Raw genomic sequence first — 20,815 nt, forward strand, 5'->3', positions numbered from 1 at the left:
CCGCTTCTTTCGTGCCCGCTCCAGCTAACCGCATGGCCCCACCGGCGCCGCCCCGGCCCGGCACGTGTACCGCTCCGCGGGACGCTCTTCAACACCCCCATGGGCTTCGCATAGCCTCCTGACCATGACTTCAGACGTATGGCTGCCGATCCCCGCCGACGAGATCGAAGGACTCCCCGGAGGCCTCGACTACCGCTGCTGGGACGGCGCCGCGGAGTACCCCGCCGATCCGGCCGACTGCGCCTTCTACGTGGTCCCGTACATGAAGGGCATGGACGTCGCGCTCCGGCCGCTCGCCGCGATGACCTCCGTACGCGTCATACAGACGCTCTCGGCCGGCATAGACCATGTCGCACCCGGACTCGGCTCGCTGCCCTCCGGCGTACGCCTCTGCAACGCCAAAGGCGTCCACGAGGCCAGCACCGCCGAACTCACCATCGGGCTCGTCCTCGCGTCCCTGCGCGGCATCCCCGGCTTCGTCCGGGGCCAGGACGCCGAGGAGTGGCGGTCCGGGTTCTACCCGGCGCTCGCCGACAAGTCCGTGCTGATCGTCGGATACGGCTCGATCGGCGCCGCCATCGAGGACCGGCTCACGCCCTTCGAGTGTGCGCGGGTGGCGCGCGTGGCGCGCTCCGCCCGTGCCACAGAGCGCGGCCCCGTGCACGCACTCGCCGATCTGCCGGAGCTGCTCCCCGAAGCCGACATCGTCATCGTGTCGACACCGCTCACCGAGGAGACGAAAGGCCTGGTGGACGCCGAGTTCCTGGCCCGTATGAAGGACGGCGCGCTGTTCGTCAACGTCGCGCGCGGCCCGGTGGCCGACACCAAGGCACTCCTCGCCGAGCTGGAGAGCGGAAGGATCAAGGCAGCTCTCGACGTCACCGACCCGGAACCCCTCCCGGAGGGCCACCCTCTCTGGCATGCTCCGGGTGTCCTCATCAGCCCGCACGTGGGCGGATCCACCTCGGCTTTCATGCCGCGCGCCAAACGCCTGCTCGCCGACCAACTCACCCGCTACGCCGCGGGAGATGCTCTGCGCAACGAGGTGCTCACCACCGGCTGAGCCCCCGCCGATCCGCACGAGGGAAAGGCAACTGCGCAGCTCGTCACGGAGAGTAGAAGAACTATGTCCCTGAGTGACGACTCTGGTGTATCGTCCCGATCTGGGGGCCGCGTTCGTGCGAGGGGCGGCGCGGCGGAGCGATCAGAATCCGAGGGGGGCGACGGGCGATGTACTGCCGATGGACGAACGATCCGACGCGGAAGGGCCGCCCACGGCGGCCTTGGGACCCACCGACATGCTGGGGCCGGGCGACGACGGCCCGCGCCTCGGCGCCGCCAGGCGCCTCGACGACACGTCTTTCGTTAGAGCCCGGCCCCAGCCCGTCGGCGGTGACGGCGACACCCCCCGAGGTGACCCCGTGAGCGCCCCCGGTGCCCTTCTCGGCCGCCACACGGCCCCGGACGGCGACACCGGCAACGGCAGCAGCAGCGGCACCGACAGCACCGGAACCGACAGCGGCGGAGGCGCCAACGGTTTCCTCGCGCAGCTCCTCCTCGCCCTCATCTGCGGCGGTTACGCCACCGGCGCGGCCCTCGGCTGGGGCTCCCGCGAAGTGGCCCTGTTCATGGGCGACTTCGGCCTCAGCATCGCCGCCGCCATCGCCTCGGTCTCCTGCTTCCTCTACGCACGCTGCAACGACAGCCGCTTCAAGCCCGCCTGGCTCCTCTTCTCGCTCTCCTCCGCCATGGCGGCCGGCGGGAACGCGGTCTGGGGCTGGTACGAGGTCGTGCTCGACCGCCCCGTACCGAGCCCCTCCCTCGCCGACCTGTTCTTCCTCTGCTTCGCGCCGCCCGCCATCGTCGGCCTGCTCGTCCTGGCCAAACGCCCCGTCAGCAAGGCCGGCTGGGTCTGTCTCGGCCTCGACGCCTGGCTGATCGGCGGCTCGCTCCTCACGCTCTCCTGGAGCCTGGCCCTCGCCCACACCACGCACTTCGACGGCGAGACCGTCGCCCACGCCGCGCTCTCCCTCGCCTATCCGCTGCTGGACATCGTGCTCGTCAGCATGGTGCTCGCCCTGCACTTCCGGCGCTCGACCGGCAGCCGTACGGCGATCAACTCCGCCATCGCCGCCCTCGCCCTCACGGTCCTGTGCGACGCCCTGTTCACCTCCCCGCTGCTCCGCGAGACCTACCGCTCGGGCCAACTGCTCGACGCGGGCTGGTTCGCCGGGTCCCTGCTGCTCGCCTACGCCCCCTGGGGCGTCCGCAAGGCCGACGAGGCGCCGCCCACGCAGCCGCGGGCCCCCCGACCGCCCAGGCACTCCAGCAGGCCGATCGCGGGCTCCCTGGCCGCCCTCACGCCCTATCTCGCCGCCGCCGTCTGCACCCTGGGGATCCTGTACAACGTCATCGAGGGCCGCCGCGTCGACCGCGTGGTGGTCCTCACCGGCTGCACAGTCGTCCTCGCCCTGGTCGTACGGCAGGGCATCATGCTCGTCGACAACATCGCGCTCACCCATGAACTGGCCCAGAAGGAGAACCACTTCCGCTCCCTGGTCCAGGGATCGAGCGACGTCATCATGATCGCCGGGCCCGAGGGCACCCTCGACTACGTCAGTCCCGCGGCGGCCGGTGTCTACGGACGCGAGGCGGACGGCCTCGTCGGGGCCGAACTGGAATCGATCATCCACCCGGAGGACCGCGGCCGGGTCAAACGCGAGGTGCGCCGCTTCCTCGCCGCACCTCCCACGGAGGAGCCCACCACCCGCATCGAATGCCGATTCAAATCGGGTACCGGCGACTGGCTGAACGTGGAGTCCACGGTCAACCGGCACCAGGGCGGCCTGATCCTCAACAGCCGCGACGTCACCGAACGCGTACGGCTCCAGGCCCAGTTGCAGCACAACGCCGAGCACGACCCGCTCACCGACCTGCCCAACCGCGCCCTGTTCACCGAGAGGGTCCGCCAGTCCCTCTCCGGACGCCGCGCGGGCGACCCCGGTACGGCGGTCCTTTTCATCGACCTCGACGGCTTCAAGGGCGTCAACGACCGCCTCGGCCATCAGGTCGGCGACGAACTGCTGATCCACGCGGCCCGCCGCCTCCAGGACGCGGTACGGGCCGGGGACACGGCCGCCCGCCTCGGCGGGGACGAGTTCGCCGCCCTCATCCTCGGCGACGGCACCGACGACCGGACCGCCCGTGAGTACCAGGTCCACGAGATCGCCGACCGGCTGCGCCTCAAGCTCTCGCAGCCGTACCGCATCGAAGGCAACGATGTCCGCGTCGCCGCCTCCATCGGAGTGGCCTTCGCCGAGCCGGGCATCACCCCCACCGACCTCATGCGCAACGCCGACCTCGCCATGTACCGCGCCAAGGCCGGCGGCAAGAACCGCGTCGAGCTGTACGCGCCCCAGATGCAGGCCGACGTGGTCCGCAGGACCGAACTGGCGGTCAGGCTCCGCACGGCCCTGCGCGACGGCGAGTTCGCCCTGCTGCACCAGCCCGTGGTCGACCTGGCCACCGGACAGATCTCCGCCGTCGCCGCACAGGCCCGCTGGCGCTCCGCCCAGGGCCTCCTCTTCACCCCCGCCGAGTTCCTGCGGGTCGCCGACGACAACGACCGCACCGCCGAGTTAGGCCGCTGGCTGCTCGAAAAAGCCGTCGAGCAGGCCGCCGAGCGCGGCCGGACGGGCCACCTGGCACCGGTCACCGTCCGCCTCTCCGCCCGCAGGCTGCTCGACCGGTCACTGCCGCTCGGCTCCATCGAGGCCCTTCTGACCCGCCACGGGCTCCCTTCGGGAGCCCTGCTGATCGAGCTGGTCGACAGCGACCCCCGTACGTCCCTGGACGAGCTGGAGCACCGCCTGGTCGCGCTGCGCCGTCTCGGCGTACGGATCGCGCTCGACGGCTTCGGCAGCGGTTACGCGGCGATCAACGCCCTGCGCCGGCTCCCCGTCGACGTACTGAAACTCGACCGGGGGCTGGTCGAGGGTGTCGTGGAGTCCGCCAGGCTGCACAAGATCACGGCGGGGCTGCTCCGGATCGCCTGCGACCTGGGCATGGTCTCGGTGGCCGACGGCGTCGACGTGCCGGAGCAGGTCCTGGCGCTGCGCGCCATGGGCTGCACCCACGGCCAGGGCATGGCCTTCTCCGGTCCCCTCGACGAGTACCGGCTGCGCCGGGCGCTGATCCGGGGCGACTATCCGCTCCCCGGTGCCGCCCCCCAGCCGGTGCTGACCGGCGGCTCGCTGCCCGTGCGCCGTACGCGCGCGGCGACCCCGGACATGATCCCGCGACCGAGCCCCCGACCCTCCCACCGTTCAAATGTTGAGACGCCAGTCCCACCCACTTGACAGTGGTGGCGCGTCGGAGGGAGGGTCAATGCCATGCGCACCCGAATTCTCGTACTTGGACAGCGCGTCGGCTGAAGCAGTGCCACGACCGGCCCTGCAGACCGCACCGACGCGCTCCCCTCGCCTGCCTCCCGGCACGAGGGGTTTTTTGTTGTACCGGACAGCCCAAACCCCCGCAAAAACCCTCAGCTTCGAGAAGAGAATGACGATGACCGAGCAGGCCACCGGGGCCCACCCGACGCCGCGCGCCCGTAACGGCGGACCCTCGTCCGCCCCCGTTGAGCACGTCACGGGCGCGCAGTCCCTCATCCGCTCTCTTGAGGAAGTGGGCGCCGAGACGGTATTCGGCATCCCCGGAGGCGCCATCCTCCCGGCCTACGACCCGATGATGGACTCCACCCGGGTCCGGCACATCCTGGTCCGCCACGAGCAGGGCGCCGGCCACGCGGCCACCGGCTACGCGCAGGCCACCGGAAAGGTCGGCGTCTGCATGGCCACCTCGGGCCCCGGCGCCACCAACCTGGTCACCCCGATCGCCGACGCGCACATGGACTCCGTGCCGCTCGTCGCGATCACCGGCCAGGTCGCGAGCAAGGCGATCGGCACGGACGCCTTCCAGGAGGCGGACATCTGCGGCATCACGATGCCGATCACCAAGCACAACTTCCTGGTCACCAAGGCCGAGGACATCCCGCGCACCATCGCCGAGGCGTTCCACATCGCCTCCACGGGCCGTCCGGGACCCGTCCTGGTGGACATCGCCAAGGACGCCCTCCAGGCGAAGACCACCTTCAGCTGGCCGCCCACCCAGGAACTGCCCGGCTACCGCCCCGTCACCAAGCCGCACGCCAAGCAGATCCGTGAGGCCGCCAAGCTGATCACGCAGGCCAAGCGGCCGGTGCTGTACGTCGGCGGCGGCGTCATCAAGGCCGGTGCCACCGCCGAGCTGCGCGTTCTCGCCGAACTCACCAACGCCCCCGTCACCACCACCCTGATGGCGCTGGGCGCGTTCCCCGACAGCCACCCGCTGCACGTGGGAATGCCGGGCATGCACGGTGCGGTCACCGCCGTCACCGCGCTGCAGAAGGCCGACCTGATCGTCGCCCTCGGAGCCCGCTTCGACGACCGCGTCACCGGCAAGCTGGACAGCTTCGCCCCGTACGCGAAGATCGTCCACGCCGACATCGACCCGGCCGAGATCGGCAAGAACCGCGCCGCCGACGTGCCGATCGTCGGCGACGCCCGCGAGGTCCTCGCCGACCTCGTCCAGGCGGTCCAGACCGAGCACACCGAGGGCAACGTCGGCGACTACAGCGCCTGGTGGCGCGACCTCAGCCGCTGGCGCGAGACCTATCCGCTCGGCTTCGACCAGCCGGCCGACGGCAGTCTCTCCCCGCAGCACGTCATCCAGCGCATCGGCCAACTGGCCCCGGACGACACGATCTACGCGGCGGGCGTCGGCCAGCACCAGATGTGGGCCGCCCACTTCATCGACTACGAGCAGCCGGCCACCTGGCTCAACTCCGGCGGCGCGGGCACGATGGGCTACGCGGTCCCGGCCGCGATGGGCGCCAAGGCCGGACAGCCGGACCGCACCGTCTGGGCGATCGACGGCGACGGCTGCTTCCAGATGACCAATCAGGAACTGGTCACCTGCGCCCTCAACAACATCCCCGTCAAGGTCGCGATCATCAACAACGGTGCGCTGGGCATGGTCCGCCAGTGGCAGACCCTCTTCTACAACCAGCGCTACTCCAACACCGTCCTGCACAGCGGTCCCGACGTCGCCGCCGGCGGCTCCTTCGAGGGAACGGCAGCGGACGACGCGAAGCCCAACGGCGGCACCCGTATCCCGGACTTCGTGAAGCTGTCCGAGGCCATGGGCTGCGTCGCGATGCGCTGCGAGTCCCCGGACGAGCTGGACGCCGTGATCGCCAAGGCCAACTCCATCAACGACCGCCCCGTGGTGGTCGACTTCATCGTCCACGAGGACGCCCAGGTCTGGCCGATGGTCGCCGCGGGCACCTCCAACGACGAGGTCCTGGCCGCCCGGGGTGTGCGCCCCGACTTCGGCGACAGCCTGGACGACTGAGACGGATGCCGAGAGCGAGAGAAAGAACGACGACAATGTCCTCCAAGCACACCCTCTCCGTCCTGGTGGAGAACACCCCCGGCATCCTGGCCAGGATCGCCGCCCTGTTCTCCCGGCGCGGCTTCAACATCGACTCCCTCGCGGTGGGTGTCACCGAGCACCCCGACATCTCCCGTATCACCATCGTGGTCAATGTCGAGGACCTGCCGCTCGAACAGGTCACGAAGCAGCTCAACAAGCTGGTCAACGTCCTGAAGATCGTCGAACTCGAGCCCGGCGCCGCGATCCAGCGCGAGCTCGTCCTGGTGAAGGTCCGCGCCGACAACGAGACGCGTTCCCAGATCGTCGAGATCGTGCAGCTCTTCCGCGCCAAGACGGTGGACGTCTCACCCGAGGCCGTCACCATCGAGGCCACCGGATCGAGTGACAAGCTCGACGCGATGCTGAAGATGCTGGAGCAGTTCGGCATCAAGGAGCTGGTCCAGTCCGGCACGATCGCCATAGGGCGCGGCGCGCGGTCCATCACGGACCGCAGCCTGCGGGCGCTCGACCGCAGCGCGTAGCCCCTGCGGGAGCGGGGACCGGTTCGTATGCCGAGACCGTGAGACTCCCTTTACCCACCCCGCCGTACGGTGGGGCGCACACAGCGGAACCCCAGTTTGCACACCAAGGAGAAGACCCAGTGGCCGAGCTGTTCTACGACGACGATGCCGACCTGTCCATCATCCAGAGCCGCAAGGTCGCGGTCATCGGCTACGGCAGCCAGGGCCACGCCCACGCGCTGTCGCTCCGTGACTCGGGTGTCGACGTCCGGGTCGGCCTGCACGAGGGTTCCAAGTCCAAGGCGAAGGCCGAGGAGCAGGGCCTGCGCGTGGTGACGCCCGCCGCGGCCGCGGCCGAGGCCGACGTCATCATGATCCTGGTGCCGGACCCGATCCAGGCGCAGGTCTACGAGGAGTCCATCAAGGACAACCTGAAGGACGGCGACGCGCTCTTCTTCGGCCACGGCCTCAACATCCGCTTCGGCTTCATCAAGCCGCCCGCGGGCGTCGACGTCGCGATGGTCGCCCCGAAGGGCCCCGGCCACCTGGTCCGCCGCCAGTACGAGGAGGGCCGCGGCGTGCCGTGTATCGCGGCCGTCGAGCAGGACGCCACGGGCAAGGGCTTCGAGCTGGCGCTGAGCTACGCGAAGGGCATCGGCGGCACCCGCGCCGGCGTCATCAAGACGACCTTCAGCGAGGAGGCCGAGACCGACCTCTTCGGTGAGCAGGTCGTCCTCTGCGGCGGTACGTCCGCGCTGGTCAAGGCCGGCTTTGAGACGCTGGTCGAGGCCGGTTACCAGCCGGAGATCGCGTATTTCGAGTGCCTCCACGAGCTGAAGCTGATCGTGGACCTGATGTACGAGGGCGGCCTGGACAAGATGCGCTGGTCGGTCTCCGAGACCGCCGAGTGGGGCGACTACGTCACCGGCCCGCGGATCATCACGGACCAGACCAAGGCCGAGATGAAGAAGGTCCTCGCCGAGATCCAGGACGGCACGTTCGCCAAGAACTGGATGGACGAGTACCACGGCGGTCTGAAGAAGTACAACGAGTACAAGAAGGCCGACAGCGACTCCCTGCTGGAGAGCACCGGCCGTGAGCTGCGCAAGCTCATGAGCTGGGTCGACAACGACGACGCCTGACACGCTCCCGGTGCCGGGCCCGCGCCTCGGGCCCGGCACCCGGGCGCCCGGGGAACCGGCCGCCGGACGGCCCGTCGGCAAGCCTGGTGACGGGCCTGCCCACGTACGGGTGATCTGTCCGCCGAGACGGGAAACCCCCGCCCCGCGCACCACTACACTGCTCGATACATCCGCGTCAGGCCCACAACGTCGTGCGTCTTCCACGCGATCAGGCCCGGACCAGGGCCTGGCACCCTCCGCCGCCTGCGGCCGTCGGGACGGCCGTCCGCAATGGACCTGTGAGGACCCACGTGAGCTCGCGTTCCAATGAAAAGCCGGTTGTACTCATCGCCGAAGAGCTGTCGCCCGCCACCGTCGACGCGCTCGGTCCGGACTTCGAGATCCGCCACTGCAACGGCGCCGACCGTGCCGAACTGCTGCCCGCCATCGCCGACGTGGACGCCATCCTCGTCCGCTCCGCGACCAAGGTCGACGCCGAGGCCGTGGCCGCGGCGAAGAAGCTGAGGGTCGTCGCCCGCGCCGGTGTCGGCCTCGACAACGTCGACGTCTCCGCCGCCACCAAGGCCGGCGTGATGGTCGTCAACGCGCCCACCTCGAACATCGTCACCGCCGCCGAGCTGGCCTGCGGTCTGCTGGTCGCCACGGCGCGCAACATCCCCCAGGCCAACACCGCCCTGAAGAACGGCGAGTGGAAGCGCAGCAAGTACACGGGCGTCGAGCTGAGCGAGAAGACGCTCGGCGTCGTCGGCCTCGGCCGTATCGGTGTCCTGGTCGCCCAGCGCATGTCGGCGTTCGGGATGAAGATCGTCGCGTACGACCCGTACGTACAGCCCGCGCGAGCCGCGCAGATGGGCGTCAAGCTGCTCTCGCTGGACGAACTGCTCGCGGTGTCGGACTTCATCACGGTGCACCTGCCGAAGACGCCCGAGACCCTGGGGCTGATCGGCGACGAGGCGCTGCACAAGGTCAAACCGACGGTGCGGATCGTCAACGCCGCGCGCGGCGGGATCGTGGACGAGGAGGCGCTGGCCTCCGCGCTCAAGGAGGGCCGCGTCGCGGGCGCCGGTCTGGACGTGTACGCGAAGGAGCCCTGCACGGACTCCCCGCTCTTCCAGTTCGACCAGGTCGTCTGCACGCCGCACCTCGGCGCCTCTACGGACGAGGCTCAGGAGAAGGCGGGTGTGTCGGTCGCCAGGTCGGTGCGCCTGGCGCTCGCCGGTGAGCTGGTGCCCGACGCGGTCAACGTGCAGGGCGGGGTCATCGCCGAGGACGTACGGCCGGGTCTGCCGCTCGCCGAGAAGCTGGGCCGGATCTTCACGGCGCTGGCGGGCGAGGTCGCCGTACGCCTCGATGTAGAGGTCTACGGCGAGATCACGCAGCACGACGTGAAGGTGCTCGAACTGTCCGCGCTGAAGGGCGTGTTCGAGGACGTCGTCGACGAGACCGTGTCGTATGTGAACGCCCCGCTGTTCGCGCAGGAGCGCGGCGTCGAGGTGCGTCTGACGACATCGAGCGAGTCGCCCGACCACCGCAACGTGGTCACGGTGCGGGGCACGCTCTCGGGCGGCGAGGAGGTGTCGGTCTCCGGCACGCTCGCCGGTCCCAAGCACCTCCAGAAGATCGTCGCGATCGGTACGTACGACGTGGACGTGTCCCTGGCCGACCACATGGTCGTCATGCGGTACGAGGACCGTCCGGGTGTCGTCGGCACCGTCGGCCGCATTCTCGGCGAGGCGGGGCTGAACATCGCGGGGATGCAGGTCTCCCGCGCGGAGGAGGGCGGCGAGGCGCTGGTCGTCCTCTCCGTCGACGACAACGTGCCGCCGGCCGTGCTGGCCGAGATCTCCGAGGAGATCGGCGCCAACTCGGCGCGCTCGGTGGATCTGACCGACTGATCGCTGTCACTGATCACTTCGGTTCGGCGGACGCCTCCGACGGCGAGGGGGCACAGGATCCCTGTCCTGTGCCCCCTCGCCGTTTTCTGTTCCCGCTCGCGCCGCGCGCGCGAGTGATCAGTCGGTGCGGACCAGTGCCCCCTCCGTCGCGTCCTCCTTGGGAGAGTCCCCACTCGGTCCGGCGTCCTTGTCGGCCGGGGCGCTGACCCCGCGCAGCAGCGTCGCGGCCAGAACGGCGGCGGCGACCAGCAGCCCCGCTCCGCCCAGAGCGGCGAGCTGCATGCCGTGCACGAAGGCCTCGCGGGCGAGTTCGAGCACCGACTCGCCAAGACGGGGCGGGAGTTGACCGGCGGCGACGATCGCGCCGCCCAGCGTCTCGCGTACGGATTCGAGCACCGCGTCCGGCAGCCCCGCCGGGGCGGCGTCGGCGATGTCCTGGCGGTAGACGGCGGTGCCGATCGTGCCCAGGAGCGCCATGCCCATCGCGCCGCCGAACTCCTGCCCCGTCTCCAGGACCGACGCCGCCGAACCGGCCTTCTCGGCCGGGGCCGCCGCCAGCGCCATGTCCGAGACCAGCGCCATGACGGTGACGATGCCGCAGCCGATGACACAGGCCCCGGCCAGCATGACCCAGAGGGAATCGGTACCGATGAGGCTCAGCAGGGCGTATCCGACGGCGGCGATCACGAAGCCGGCCGCGACCACGTACGCCCGCTCCACCCGCTGGGCGATCATCGTCGCCGTGGGGGCCGCGGCGCCGACGGCCACGGACGGGGCCAGACTCCACAGAGCCGCCTCCAACGTGCCCATGCCGAGCACCGACTGGAGATACTGCGTGGTGAAGTACGCCGAGCCCATCATGGCGAAGGTCGCGAGGGCGTTGAGTACGACTCCGGAGCCGAAACCGCGCCCCCGGAACAGCTCGCGGCTGATCATCGCGTCGGTGTGGGTGCGCTGGCGGCGGACGAAGACGTAGCCGATCACCAGGCCGACCGACAGCGAGAGCGCGACCGCGGCGCCGAACCCCTCGGCGGCCAGCTCCTTGAGGCCGTACACGATCGGCAGTACGGAGCCCATCGACAGCGGAACGCTGAGCAGGTCGAACCTGCCGGGCTCCGGATCCTTGAACTCCGGTACCAGCACCGGCACCAGGACCAGCAGAAGCAGCATCGCGGGCACGTTGATCAGGAAGATCGAGCCCCACCAGAAGTGGTTGAGCATGACGCCGCTCAGCACCGAACCGAGCGCGACGCCGCCCGCCATGGCACCCGACCAGATGCCGATCGCCTGACCGCGCTGCTTGGCGTCGCGGAACATGTTCCGTACGAGGCCCATGGTCGACGGCATCAGAGTGGCGCCGCCGATGCCGAGCAACGCCCGTGCGGCGATGAGCATTTCGGCGCTCTGCGCGTATGCGGCCCCGACCGAGGCGACACCGAACGCCGTGGCGCCGATCAGCAGCAGCCGCCGCCGGCCGATCCGGTCGCCGAGCGAACCCATCGTGATGAGCAGTCCTGCGAGGGCGAACGCGTAGATGTCGAAGATCCACAGCTGCTGGGTGGCGCTAGGAGCAAGCTCCTCGGTGATCGCAGGGATCGCGAAGTAGAGGACGGAGACGTCCATCGAGACCAGGAGGAGAGGCAGCAGGAGGACGGCGAATGCGGTCCACTCCTTGCGGCCGGCGCGGAGCGAGGCGGGGTTCGTCATGCAGGGCAATGTACATTCGTCATAAACGCCTGTCTATGACGAATGTATAGGACGCTTGTGTGAGACGTTCGTGTGAGACGTTCGTGTGTGACGTACGTCTGGGACGCATGTATGGATTCGCGTTAGGCTCCCGCGTATGGGACATCGCGAAGATCTGCTCGAAGGTGCCAAGCGCTGCCTCCTGGAGAAGGGGTACGCGCGGACCACGGCGCGCGACATCGTCGCCGCGTCCGGGGCCAACCTCGCGTCCATCGGCTACCACTACGGCTCCAAGGAGGCGCTGCTCAACGAAGCGTTCATCGCCGTGACGGAGCAGTGGGGCGACCGGGTGACCGAGCCGGAGGGCGCGGAGGGCGCGGACGGGGCGGCGGAGGCGGCGACGGTGGCGGCAGAGGCGCCGGTCGGTGCCCCGCCCGCGACGCTCGACCACTTCCGCGACGTCTGGGCGAAGGTCGTCGCGTCGCACGAGGAGAGCCGCCCCGTGTGGCAGCTTCAGATGGAGGTCGTGTCCCGTGTCGGGATCGATGACGGGCTGCGGAAGGCCCTGGCCGAGAAGCAGTTGGAGGGCCGGGAAGGCCTCGCCGAGGGCATGTTCGGTGTCGATCCGAAGGGCGATCCGGAGAAGGCGCGGGTGGTCGGCCTCCTCACGCAGGCGCTGCTCGCGGGCGTGATGGTGCAGTGGATGGTCGACCCGGAGACCGCACCGTCGGCGCAGGACCTGACGGACGGCCTGCGCGCGATCATCGGAGACGACCTTGCCTGAGGCCCGCGCGGGATGCCCGCGCGGGGCGCCGACGCCCGGACGCCGGCGCCCCGCACGGCCTCGGCCTCGGCCTCGGCCTCAGGGCCTGAGCCGCGCCGCCTTCAGCGCCATGTGCAGCAGCAGGCGGTCCTCGCCGTCGGCCAGGTCCAGGCCCGTGAGCTGTTCGATGCGGGACAGCCGGTAGTAGAGCGTCTGGCGGTGGATGCCCAACTCCGAGGCCGTACGGCCCGCCTGGCCCGCGTGGTCGAGGTAGACCTCCGCCGTGTGCGTCAGGTCCGCGTGGGCGGGCGTCAGCAGCGGGCGCACTGCGGGGTCGGCGCCGGCCGTGGCGGCCAGGGACGTCAGCAGCCGGTACGGGCCGATCTCCGACCACCGGGCGACGGGGGCGAACCGGGGCTGCGCCGCCGCCGCGCGTGCCGCCGCCACCGACTCGTGCCAGGCGGCGGGGAGTTCGGCCAGACCCCGGCGCGGCCGGGCTGCCCCGGCGGTGGCTCCCGGACCCGCCACGTCCCGCAGCCGGGATGCCGCGTCGAGCGTGGGCGCCAGCGCGTCGGCCGAGCGGAGCCGTACGAGCAGCGCCAGCGCCCTCGGGACCTCGAGGACGGCCTCCTCGGTGGCCGCAAGGGCCGCCCCGGCGCCGCTGGGCCGCCCGTCGGCCCTGCTCACGCCGCTCACCCCGCCCGCCCCGTCCGCGCTCTGCCACGGGTCCGGCAGGGTGCACAGCGCCGCCGTGCCGGCCACCGCGCGCACCGTCGGGTCGGCGCCCCGCCACGGCGCCACGCACACCACCACGTGCGTACCGTCCCCGCCCGGCCCCAGCGCCGTACGCAGCGCCTCCACCGCCATGTCCCGCTGCCAGTCGCGCTCCGCCGTCAGTACGGCGCGGAACTCACGCGCCAGGTCGGCGCCCGCCCGCACCTCCTCGGCGAGCAGCGCCCCGATCCGCCCCGTCACCTCCATGGCCGCCGCCAATCGGTCGTCCGTGGGGCCCTGGACGGTGTCGTCGAGCAGCCACACGTAACCGAGCACCGTGCCCCGGTGCCGTACGGGCAGACAGATCCGCCCCCGGAAGACCCCGGCGTCCGGGGCGGCCGGGATCCGGACGGGGCCGGTCGCGCGGGTGATGCCGAAGCCCTCGAACCAGGCGCGCACCGCGGGGGTCGACTTCCGCGTCAGGATCGAGCGCGTCCTGACGGGGTCCATCACGCCCTCGTCGTCGCTGTCGTGCACCCCGAAGGCGATCAGCCCGAAGTCCCGGTTCTCCAGTGTCAGCGGCATGCCGAGCAGCGCCGAGATCTCGTCGACCAGCTCCTGGTAATCGTCCTTCACCTGGACATTCTCGCACCGCCTTCAGACATATGTCTGAGATCCCGGCCACGGATGCGTGACAGGTGTCGATGGCAGAGGATCGGAGCCGTCCCTAGATTTCACAGTGGTTCTCCGCGCCGTCGCCAGGCGTTCGCGCCCCGTACGGCCTGCTCGTTCTCTTCCGTGGGAGGTGCCCTGTGCTGGGTCCCGTGATTCTCGCCGCGTCGCGCAGCGACGTGATGCGGCGCGTCGTCTCGGCCGCGCCGGTCACCAGGCCCGTCGTGGAGCGGTTCATCGCGGGTGAGACCGTCGACGGTACGACGCCGGTCATCCAGGACATGGTCGACAGCGGCCTCGAAGTCACCATGGATGTCCTCGGAGAGGACATCACCGACCCGGCCGAGGCGCTGCACGCCCGCGACGCCTACCTGAAGCTGATCGAGGCACTGGCGCCGCTGGGGCTCGGCGCCCGCGCCGAGATGTCGGTGAAGCTCTCCTCCTTCGGACAGGCCCTGCGCGGCGGCCACGACCTGGCGCTGCGCAACATCACCACCGTCGTCGAGGCCGCCACCGAGATCGGCACCACGGTTACCCTCGATATGGAGGACCACACCACCGTCGACTCGACGCTCGCCATCCACCGCACGCTGCGTGAGCGCTTCCCCGAGACCGGGGCGGTCGTCCAGTCGTACCTCTTCCGTACGGAGGACGACTGCCGGGCACTCGCGGAGTCGGGCGCGCGTGTACGGCTCGTGAAGGGCGCCTACAAGGAGCCCGCCCGGGTCGCGCACCAGGACAAGGGCGACGTCGACAAGGCTTACGTGCGCTGCCTCAAGACCCTGATGGCGGGCGACGGCTACCCGATGATCGGGTCCCACGACCCGCGCCTCATCGCGATCGCCCAGGAGCTCGCCATACGGGCCGGACGCGAGCCCGACGCGTACGAGTTCCAGATGCTCTACGGCATCCGCGAGGCGGAGCAGCGCCGTCTCGCGGCAGAGGGGCACCGGATGCGCGTCTACATCGCCTACGGCACCGACTGGTACGGCTACTTCATGCGCCGGCTGGCCGAACGCCCCGCCAACCTCGCCTTCTTCCTGCGCTCCCTCGCCACCCGCGGCTGACCCTCCGCCCCCGCCTCCGCCACGCCCCCGACCGCAGTCCGTAAACCGTCTACTGATCAAGGAGATTCGGCAACCATGGACGCTGTGACCCAGGTCCCCACGCCGGTCAACGAGCCGGTGCACGGCTACGCCCCCGGTTCCCCGGAGCGCACCCGCCTCGAAGCCAAGCTCAAGGAGCTGGCCGACCACCCCGTCGACCTTCCGATGACCATCGGCGGCGAGAAGCGGATGGGCGGCGGCGAGCGCTTCGACGTCGTACAGCCGCACAACCACCAGGCCGTCCTCGGTACGTACGGCAACGCCACCGAGCAGGACGCGCGGGACGCCGTGGTCGCCGCGCTCGCCGCCGCCCCCGGCTGGCGCGCGATGGCCTTCGACGACCGCGCCGCGATCATTCTGCGCGCCGCCGAGCTGCTGTCCGGGCCGTGGCGTGAGACGCTCGCCGCCTCGACGATGCTCGGCCAGTCCAAGACCATCCAGCAGGCCGAGATCGACACCCCGTGCGAGCTGATCGACTTCTGGCGCTTCAACGTCGCGTACGCGCGCGAGATCCTCGCCGAGCAGCCGCGGGCCAACTCCACCGGCGTGTGGAACCGGTTGGACCACCGGCCGCTCGAAGGTTTCGTCTACGCGATCACGCCCTTCAACTTCACCGCGATCGCCGGCAACCTGCCGACCGCGCCCGCGCTCATGGGCAACGTCGTCGTGTGGAAGCCGTCGCCGACACAGACGCACGCCGCCGTGCTGCTGATGCGTCTTCTTGAAGAGGCGGGGCTGCCCAAGGGCGTCATCAACCTGGTGACCGGTGACGGACTGGCCGTGTCCGAGGTGGCGCTCAACCACCCCGAGCTGGCGGGCATCCACTTCACCGGCTCCACCAAGACCTTCCAGCACCTGTGGAGGACCGTCGGCGGCAACATCGAGAAGTACCGCTCCTACCCGCGCATCGTCGGCGAGACCGGCGGCAAGGACTTCGTCGTCGCCCACCCGAGCGCGGACCGCGGCGTCCTCAAGACGGCCCTGACCCGCGGGTCGTTCGAGTTCCAGGGCCAGAAGTGCTCGGCGTCCTCGCGCGCCTATGTCCCGGCCTCGATCTGGAACGACGGCTTCAAGGAGGAGTTCGCGGCGGAGGTCGACGCCATCGCCATGGGCGACGTCACCGACCTGTCGAACTTCATCGGCGCCGTCATCGACGAGCGGGCCTTCGCCAAGAACAAGGCCGCGATCGACCGCGCCGCCGCCGACCCGACGTGCACGATCGTCGCCGGAGGCACGTACGACGACTCCGTCGGCTACTTCGTCCGCCCCACGGTCATCGCCTGCACCGACCCGGCCAACGAGGTCTTCACGACGGAGTACTTCGGTCCCATCCTCGCCGTCCACGTCTACGAGGACGCGCAGTACGACGCGATGCTGGCGCAGATGGAGTCCGTCTCCGCGTACGCGCTGACCGGCGCCGTCATCGCCGGTGACCGCGCGGCGGCGGCCGACGCGATGGCCAAACTCCGCTACGCGGCGGGCAACTTCTACATCAACGACAAGTCGACCGGCGCCGTGGTCGGCCAGCAGCCCTTCGGCGGCGGCCGTGCCTCCGGCACCAACGACAAGGCGGGCGCCCCGCAGAACCTGATGCGGTGGACCCTGACCCGCGCGATCAAGGAGTCGCTCGTGTCCCCGACGGACTACCGCTACCCGCACATGGGCTGACCCCTGGTCCCGTCCCCCTGATCCCCGCCCCCGTGCCGGCCCCGACCCGGCTCGGGGGCGGTGTCTTCTTCAGAAGGATCACGCTGCCGCCCCTCCTCTTGGCTCGGCGGCTGCCCCTGGTGCGGGCGAAAACCGGAGGGGCGCCCGCCCTCAGCTCCAGCCGGCCACGATGAGTGACAGACCGGCGGCGAAGCCGGCACCCAACAGGACCAGGTACGTGCCGTAGTGGCGGCGGAAGCGGCGCAGCAGCAGGCCGAGCGCGGCGAAGGCCGCGCCGACCGTCAGCGTCCGCGAGCCCCGCGCCTGCGCGGACTGCGCGAGCCAGTCGGCCGCCGGCACATCGGCGCGGCCGGCCTCGGTGGCGTACACCTTGAACGGGATGCCGTTCCACGGCTGGTGGCGTACGGCGGACGCCGATTCGACCGTCAGCTCCTGCCGTACCTCGGCGCGCATCCGGTCCGTCGTCAGCGGCGCGGGCAACAGCAGCCCCGTGTTCGCGAGTTGGAGGGCCAGCAGCCCGCCGGCGAGGCTTCCCGCGAGCGCGGCGACGGAGAGCCCGAGCGCGGCGCGGGGAACGGCGACGCAGGCGACGCCCAGCAGCAGTTCGGGCATCAGCGGCCAGCTCAGCGCCTCCGCGCAGGCCCAGGCGAAGGCCAGCGGCAGTCCCCAGCGGGATGCCGCCACCGCTGCCACCCGGCGCCGTACGGGGGCGTCGCGCAGCGGCTCCGCGGCCGTACGGGCGTGCAGCGCCGCGACCGCCGCCCGTGCCTCTTCCGGCGTCGCCGACGGCGGCAGAGGATCACCGATCCGCACCCGCACCAGCGAGGAACGCAGCCGCCCGTGCTTGGGCAGCAGCCGGTCCGTGCCCGCGATGCCCACCGGTACGACCGGGACGCCCGCGCGCTCGGCGAGGACCAGCGCGCCGCGGTGGAAGGCTCCGACCGCGCCGTCCGCCCCGCGCGTGCCCTCGGGGAACAGGACCACCGCGCGGCCGGCCCGCAGCCCCTCCACCATGGACAGCAGGTCGTCCATGCCGCCTCCGGTGCGCCGTACGGGGAACCCGGCGGCGAGCACTCGGCAGACGCGCCGTCGCCACGGCGAGGCGAACCAGTAGTCGGCAGCCGCCCCGATGGCGGGCCGGTGCCGGGCGTCGAGGGCGGCCAGCAGTGCGGCGGTGTCCGCGTGCGAGGAGTGGTTGGCGACAACTACGCACCCACGGGGCGGCAGTTGACCGTGCCGCCGCACGCCGCCGGTGACGGTGAGAACGACCCACCACAGGGCGCGGCGCAAGGCCGCGCCGAGCCGGGACGGTGAGACGGCGGGCGGCGGCGTCGCGCCGGGGCCGAGAGGGCCGCCACCACCGCCGCCGATGCCGACGGAGGCGGAGGCGGTACGGCGCCCACGCGCGCGCCCCTGAGTGCTGCGCCCGCACGGCGCACCGGACCCACCGGGCCCGCCCGCCGCGAACGCGACAGCCCCAGCGCCTGCCCCAGCGCCCGCGAGCCCGCGCCCACGTCCCCTCGCGCGGCGCTGAAGGCGTCGCGGCGCCGAACGTGCCGCCGACCTCGCCGCCGTACGACCGGAGATCCGTACGGTCATGCCGTCACCACCATCGCGAGCAGGAGAGCCAGCAGCAAGGAGTCGATCCGGTCGAGCAGCCCGCCGAACCCCGGCAGCCAACTGCCCGCGTCCTTCACGCCCGCCTCCCGCTTGACCATGGATTCGAGCAGGTCGCCCAGTACGCAGCCGGTCAGCACCGCCGCCCACAGAAGCGGCGTGAACGCGCCGACAGCGGCCAGGGCGAGACCGGTCGCCCCCGCCGCGCCCAGCACCCCCGCCCATGTCTTGCTGGGGGAGAGGGGCGACAGCGGCCGGGCGAGCGCGCCACGCCGCCCCAGCGCCGTACCCCCGCACCACGCCCCGACGTCGCCGAGCGCCACCGCCAGCCCGACCGCGACCGCCGTGTCCCCGAGCACCACAAGTCCCGTGAGCGGCAGCGGAATCCACAACAGGGCGAAGACGGTGCGCGCGGAGCGGGTGAAACCCCGCTCGTGGTCACCCGCCAGCAGCGCCGGCAGCGCCGCGGCCACCACAAGCAGCGCCACCACCCGCAGGTCGATCGCCCGCAGGTCCACCGCGTGCGGCACCAGCCACGCCAGCGCGGGGAGTACGACGGCGGACGCGGCCAGCACCGCATGCTCCGCGCGCGGCAGGCCCGCCATCCGTACGTACTCGCTCACCGCCGTCACCCCGAGCGCCGCGGCGAGCGCGAACGCGCCCCCGGCGCCCAGGAACAGCGTCCCGAGGAACACCGGCGCGGCGATCACCCACGTCCGCCACCGCGCGCGCAGCTCCGCCCGCATCGCGAGGCGCGACGGCAGCGCCGCCACCGCGATCCCGCTCGCCCCGAGAGCACCCGCCACCAGGGGCACGGCGCGCCCCACGGTCTCTCCCGCGATCAGGACGCCGCTCATGCGAGCTCCCTCCAGACCCAGCCGAACCGGACGGCCGCGGTCAGAGCCGAGCCCGCCGCGATCACGACGAGCACCGGCAGCGCCCAGCCGGTCGCGGCGGCGATGACGACGAGCAGGCAGCGTTCGGTCTTGCCGACGGGGCCGCCGTTGCGGCGCGGCGCGCCCGCTGCCGCACCGGCGAGGGACACCCAGGACGGGAGCGTCGCCGCCAGCCCCGCCACGGCGACCAGCCACAGCGGTGCCAGGGCGATGAAGCCGGCCAGGACGACCAGGTCGGCCGCCCGGTCGCCGAGTTCGTTGAGGACGGCGCCGCGCCGGGTCGTCCGGCCGGTGTCACGCGCCAGCGCCCCGTCCAGGTTGGCGAAGGCCAGCCGGGCGGCGAGGAGGACGGCGACGGGGAGCGCGGCGAGCGGGCCGGCGGGCAACCAGGCCACCGCGGCAGCGGCACCGGCCGCGCTGACGACACCCGCCGCGGTGAGCGCGTCGGGCGACACCTCGCGACGGACGAGGGCGGCCCGGACTCCGGAGAGCCGGGACGCGTACCAGGGCTTCAGTGCGTAAAGGCCGTTCATGGGGCCAACTGTCGCGACAGGCACGCTTTTCCGACATCGAGCAACTACTCAACCGGCCACTGAGTACGTGCGCGGGCGCCCGGCCTGAAAGAGTGAGACGCATGTCGGACCCGCTGCGCACCGCCCATACCTTCGAACTCGACCCGGCGACCCTCGGCGAGGTCCGCGACCTCCTGGACGACGCCTTCGACGGGAACTTCAGCGAGGAGGACTGGACGCACGGGCTCGGCGGCGTCCATGTCCTCGTACGCGACGGGGCGGGAGCGCTCGTCGCGCACGGCAGCGTGATCCAGCGCCGGCTGACGCACGCGGGGCTGTCGTATCGCGTGGGGTACGTCGAGGCGGTCGCCGTACGCGCCGACCGGCGCAGGGACGGGCTCGGCGGCCGGGTCCTGGAGGTGCTGGAGCGGGTGATCGGCCGAGCCTACGACGTCGGGGCGCTCTCCGCGTCCGACGCGGGCGCCCGGCTCTACCTGTCGCGCGGCTGGCATCTGTGGCCGGGGCGCGTCGAGGTGCTGAGCCCGGACGGGGTGGTGCGGCTGCCGGAGGAGGAGGGAACGACCTTTCTCTGGCCGGTGCCCGACCGTGAACTGCCGTCCGCCGACGCCGCGTTGACCTTCGACTGGCGCGACGGCGACGTGATGTAGGCCCCGTGGCGCGGGCCGCGGGCCCTCGCCACGTACCGCCTCGGCCCCCTCCGGAATGCATGCCGGACCAAGGTCGCCGTCTCAGATAGTAGGACGTCCGACTAACTGTGGAGACAGAACGGCCCGACTCCCTTAGCTTTGTAGAAGCCGAACGACTCGCTCGATCCAGCGAACGGCGGACAGGAGCAATCGCCCTCACGCAGGCAACCCCTGCGGGCGTGCTCCCCGCCCAACCGGCGCCTCGCAGATGCCTCGTACGGCTCCCCCCGGCCGTACGCCTCAGCTGTCTCAAGGAGTCGATCATCATGGCCGAGACGACAGTCCGCCGAGTCCGTCACCGCGTCCGTGGCAGTGAGTCCGACCGCAAGAACGCGGCGGCGGCCCTCCAGCGCGCCCTCGACCGCAGGGACAACGGCGGCTCCACCGGTCACTGAGCCGGTACGGCGCGGGCGCACGCCCAACACGCGACCGTCCGAATCCTGGA

General features: G+C 71.4%; 16 protein-coding genes. 11 read left to right on the forward strand and 5 right to left on the reverse strand.

Annotated elements, in window-relative coordinates; all coding sequences use genetic code 11:
* Positions 1-124: 124 nt before the first annotated feature.
* The 6 genes from ACIBLA_RS30865 (at position 125) to serA (ending at position 10,029) form a co-directional block, all read left to right on the forward strand.
* The gene (locus tag ACIBLA_RS30865; protein WP_363242559.1) at positions 125-1,063 is read left to right on the forward strand and encodes a 2-hydroxyacid dehydrogenase; all 939 of its coding nucleotides are present in this window, start codon (positions 125-127) and stop codon (positions 1,061-1,063) included.
* 358 nt (positions 1,064-1,421) lie between these two features.
* Positions 1,422-4,358 (forward strand): putative bifunctional diguanylate cyclase/phosphodiesterase, encoded by a 2,937-nt coding sequence (locus tag ACIBLA_RS30870; RefSeq protein ID WP_399200551.1) that lies wholly within the window; start codon positions 1,422-1,424, stop codon positions 4,356-4,358.
* Between the two features lie 208 nt (positions 4,359-4,566).
* Positions 4,567-6,450 (forward strand): acetolactate synthase large subunit, encoded by a 1,884-nt coding sequence (locus ACIBLA_RS30875; RefSeq protein ID WP_363242557.1) that lies wholly within the window; start codon positions 4,567-4,569, stop codon positions 6,448-6,450.
* A 35-nt stretch (positions 6,451-6,485) separates the two neighbouring features.
* Positions 6,486-7,013 (forward strand): acetolactate synthase small subunit, encoded by a 528-nt coding sequence (ilvN, locus tag ACIBLA_RS30880; RefSeq protein ID WP_363242556.1) that lies wholly within the window; start codon positions 6,486-6,488, stop codon positions 7,011-7,013.
* Between the two features lie 119 nt (positions 7,014-7,132).
* A complete protein-coding gene (ilvC, locus tag ACIBLA_RS30885; protein ID WP_363242555.1) occupies positions 7,133-8,134 on the forward strand; it encodes a ketol-acid reductoisomerase in 1,002 nt (333 codons plus the stop codon).
* 290 nt (positions 8,135-8,424) lie between these two features.
* On the forward strand, positions 8,425-10,029 hold the full coding sequence (gene serA, locus ACIBLA_RS30890) for a phosphoglycerate dehydrogenase (protein WP_363242554.1): 1,605 nt from the start codon (positions 8,425-8,427) through the stop codon (positions 10,027-10,029).
* 117 nt (positions 10,030-10,146) lie between these two features.
* Here serA and ACIBLA_RS30895 read toward each other — a convergent pair whose 3' ends face one another.
* Positions 10,147-11,736, reverse strand: coding sequence for an MFS transporter (locus ACIBLA_RS30895; protein WP_363242553.1), 1,590 nt, complete (start codon positions 11,734-11,736; stop codon positions 10,147-10,149).
* A 136-nt stretch (positions 11,737-11,872) separates the two neighbouring features.
* On the opposite strand from ACIBLA_RS30895, the gene ACIBLA_RS30900 reads away from it, so the two are divergent.
* Positions 11,873-12,499, forward strand: a complete 627-nt coding sequence (locus ACIBLA_RS30900) for a TetR/AcrR family transcriptional regulator (protein WP_399200529.1) — start codon at positions 11,873-11,875, stop codon at positions 12,497-12,499.
* A 78-nt stretch (positions 12,500-12,577) separates the two neighbouring features.
* Here ACIBLA_RS30900 and ACIBLA_RS30905 read toward each other — a convergent pair whose 3' ends face one another.
* Positions 12,578-13,828, reverse strand: a complete 1,251-nt coding sequence (locus ACIBLA_RS30905; RefSeq protein ID WP_363242551.1) for a helix-turn-helix domain-containing protein — start codon at positions 13,826-13,828, stop codon at positions 12,578-12,580.
* Positions 13,829-14,004: 176 nt separating this feature from the next.
* Between ACIBLA_RS30905 and ACIBLA_RS30910 the strand changes: the two genes are divergently transcribed.
* Positions 14,005-14,931 carry a proline dehydrogenase family protein gene (locus ACIBLA_RS30910; protein WP_363242550.1) on the forward strand — a complete coding sequence of 309 codons (927 nt, stop codon included), beginning with the start codon at positions 14,005-14,007 and terminating at the stop codon, positions 14,929-14,931.
* Positions 14,932-15,006: 75 nt separating this feature from the next.
* Positions 15,007-16,638, forward strand: coding sequence for an L-glutamate gamma-semialdehyde dehydrogenase (gene pruA / locus ACIBLA_RS30915; protein ID WP_399200530.1), 1,632 nt, complete (start codon positions 15,007-15,009; stop codon positions 16,636-16,638).
* Between the two features lie 150 nt (positions 16,639-16,788).
* Here pruA and ACIBLA_RS30920 read toward each other — a convergent pair whose 3' ends face one another.
* The 3 genes from ACIBLA_RS30920 to ACIBLA_RS30930 form a co-directional block, all read right to left on the reverse strand.
* On the reverse strand, positions 16,789-18,009 hold the full coding sequence (locus tag ACIBLA_RS30920; RefSeq protein ID WP_399200552.1) for a lysophospholipid acyltransferase family protein: 1,221 nt from the start codon (positions 18,007-18,009) through the stop codon (positions 16,789-16,791).
* A gap of 224 nt (positions 18,010-18,233) precedes the next feature.
* Positions 18,234-19,112: a phosphatidate cytidylyltransferase gene (locus ACIBLA_RS30925; RefSeq protein WP_399200531.1), complete on the reverse strand. Its 879-nt coding sequence runs from the start codon at positions 19,110-19,112 to the stop codon at positions 18,234-18,236.
* Positions 19,109-19,684 (reverse strand): CDP-alcohol phosphatidyltransferase family protein, encoded by a 576-nt coding sequence (locus tag ACIBLA_RS30930; RefSeq protein ID WP_399200532.1) that lies wholly within the window; start codon positions 19,682-19,684, stop codon positions 19,109-19,111. Before ACIBLA_RS30930 ends, ACIBLA_RS30925 begins: the two co-directional genes overlap by 4 nt.
* 101 nt (positions 19,685-19,785) lie before the next feature.
* Here ACIBLA_RS30930 and ACIBLA_RS30935 point away from each other — a divergent pair, with 101 nt between their 5' ends.
* On the forward strand, positions 19,786-20,331 hold the full coding sequence (locus ACIBLA_RS30935) for a GNAT family N-acetyltransferase (protein WP_363242545.1): 546 nt from the start codon (positions 19,786-19,788) through the stop codon (positions 20,329-20,331).
* Between the two features lie 305 nt (positions 20,332-20,636).
* Positions 20,637-20,765, forward strand: coding sequence for a hypothetical protein (locus ACIBLA_RS30940; RefSeq protein WP_363242544.1), 129 nt, complete (start codon positions 20,637-20,639; stop codon positions 20,763-20,765).
* Positions 20,766-20,815: the final 50 nt, after the last annotated feature.

It is taken from the genome of Streptomyces sp. NPDC050433 (assembly GCF_044458565.1).
Taxonomy (GTDB): domain Bacteria; phylum Actinomycetota; class Actinomycetes; order Streptomycetales; family Streptomycetaceae; genus Streptomyces.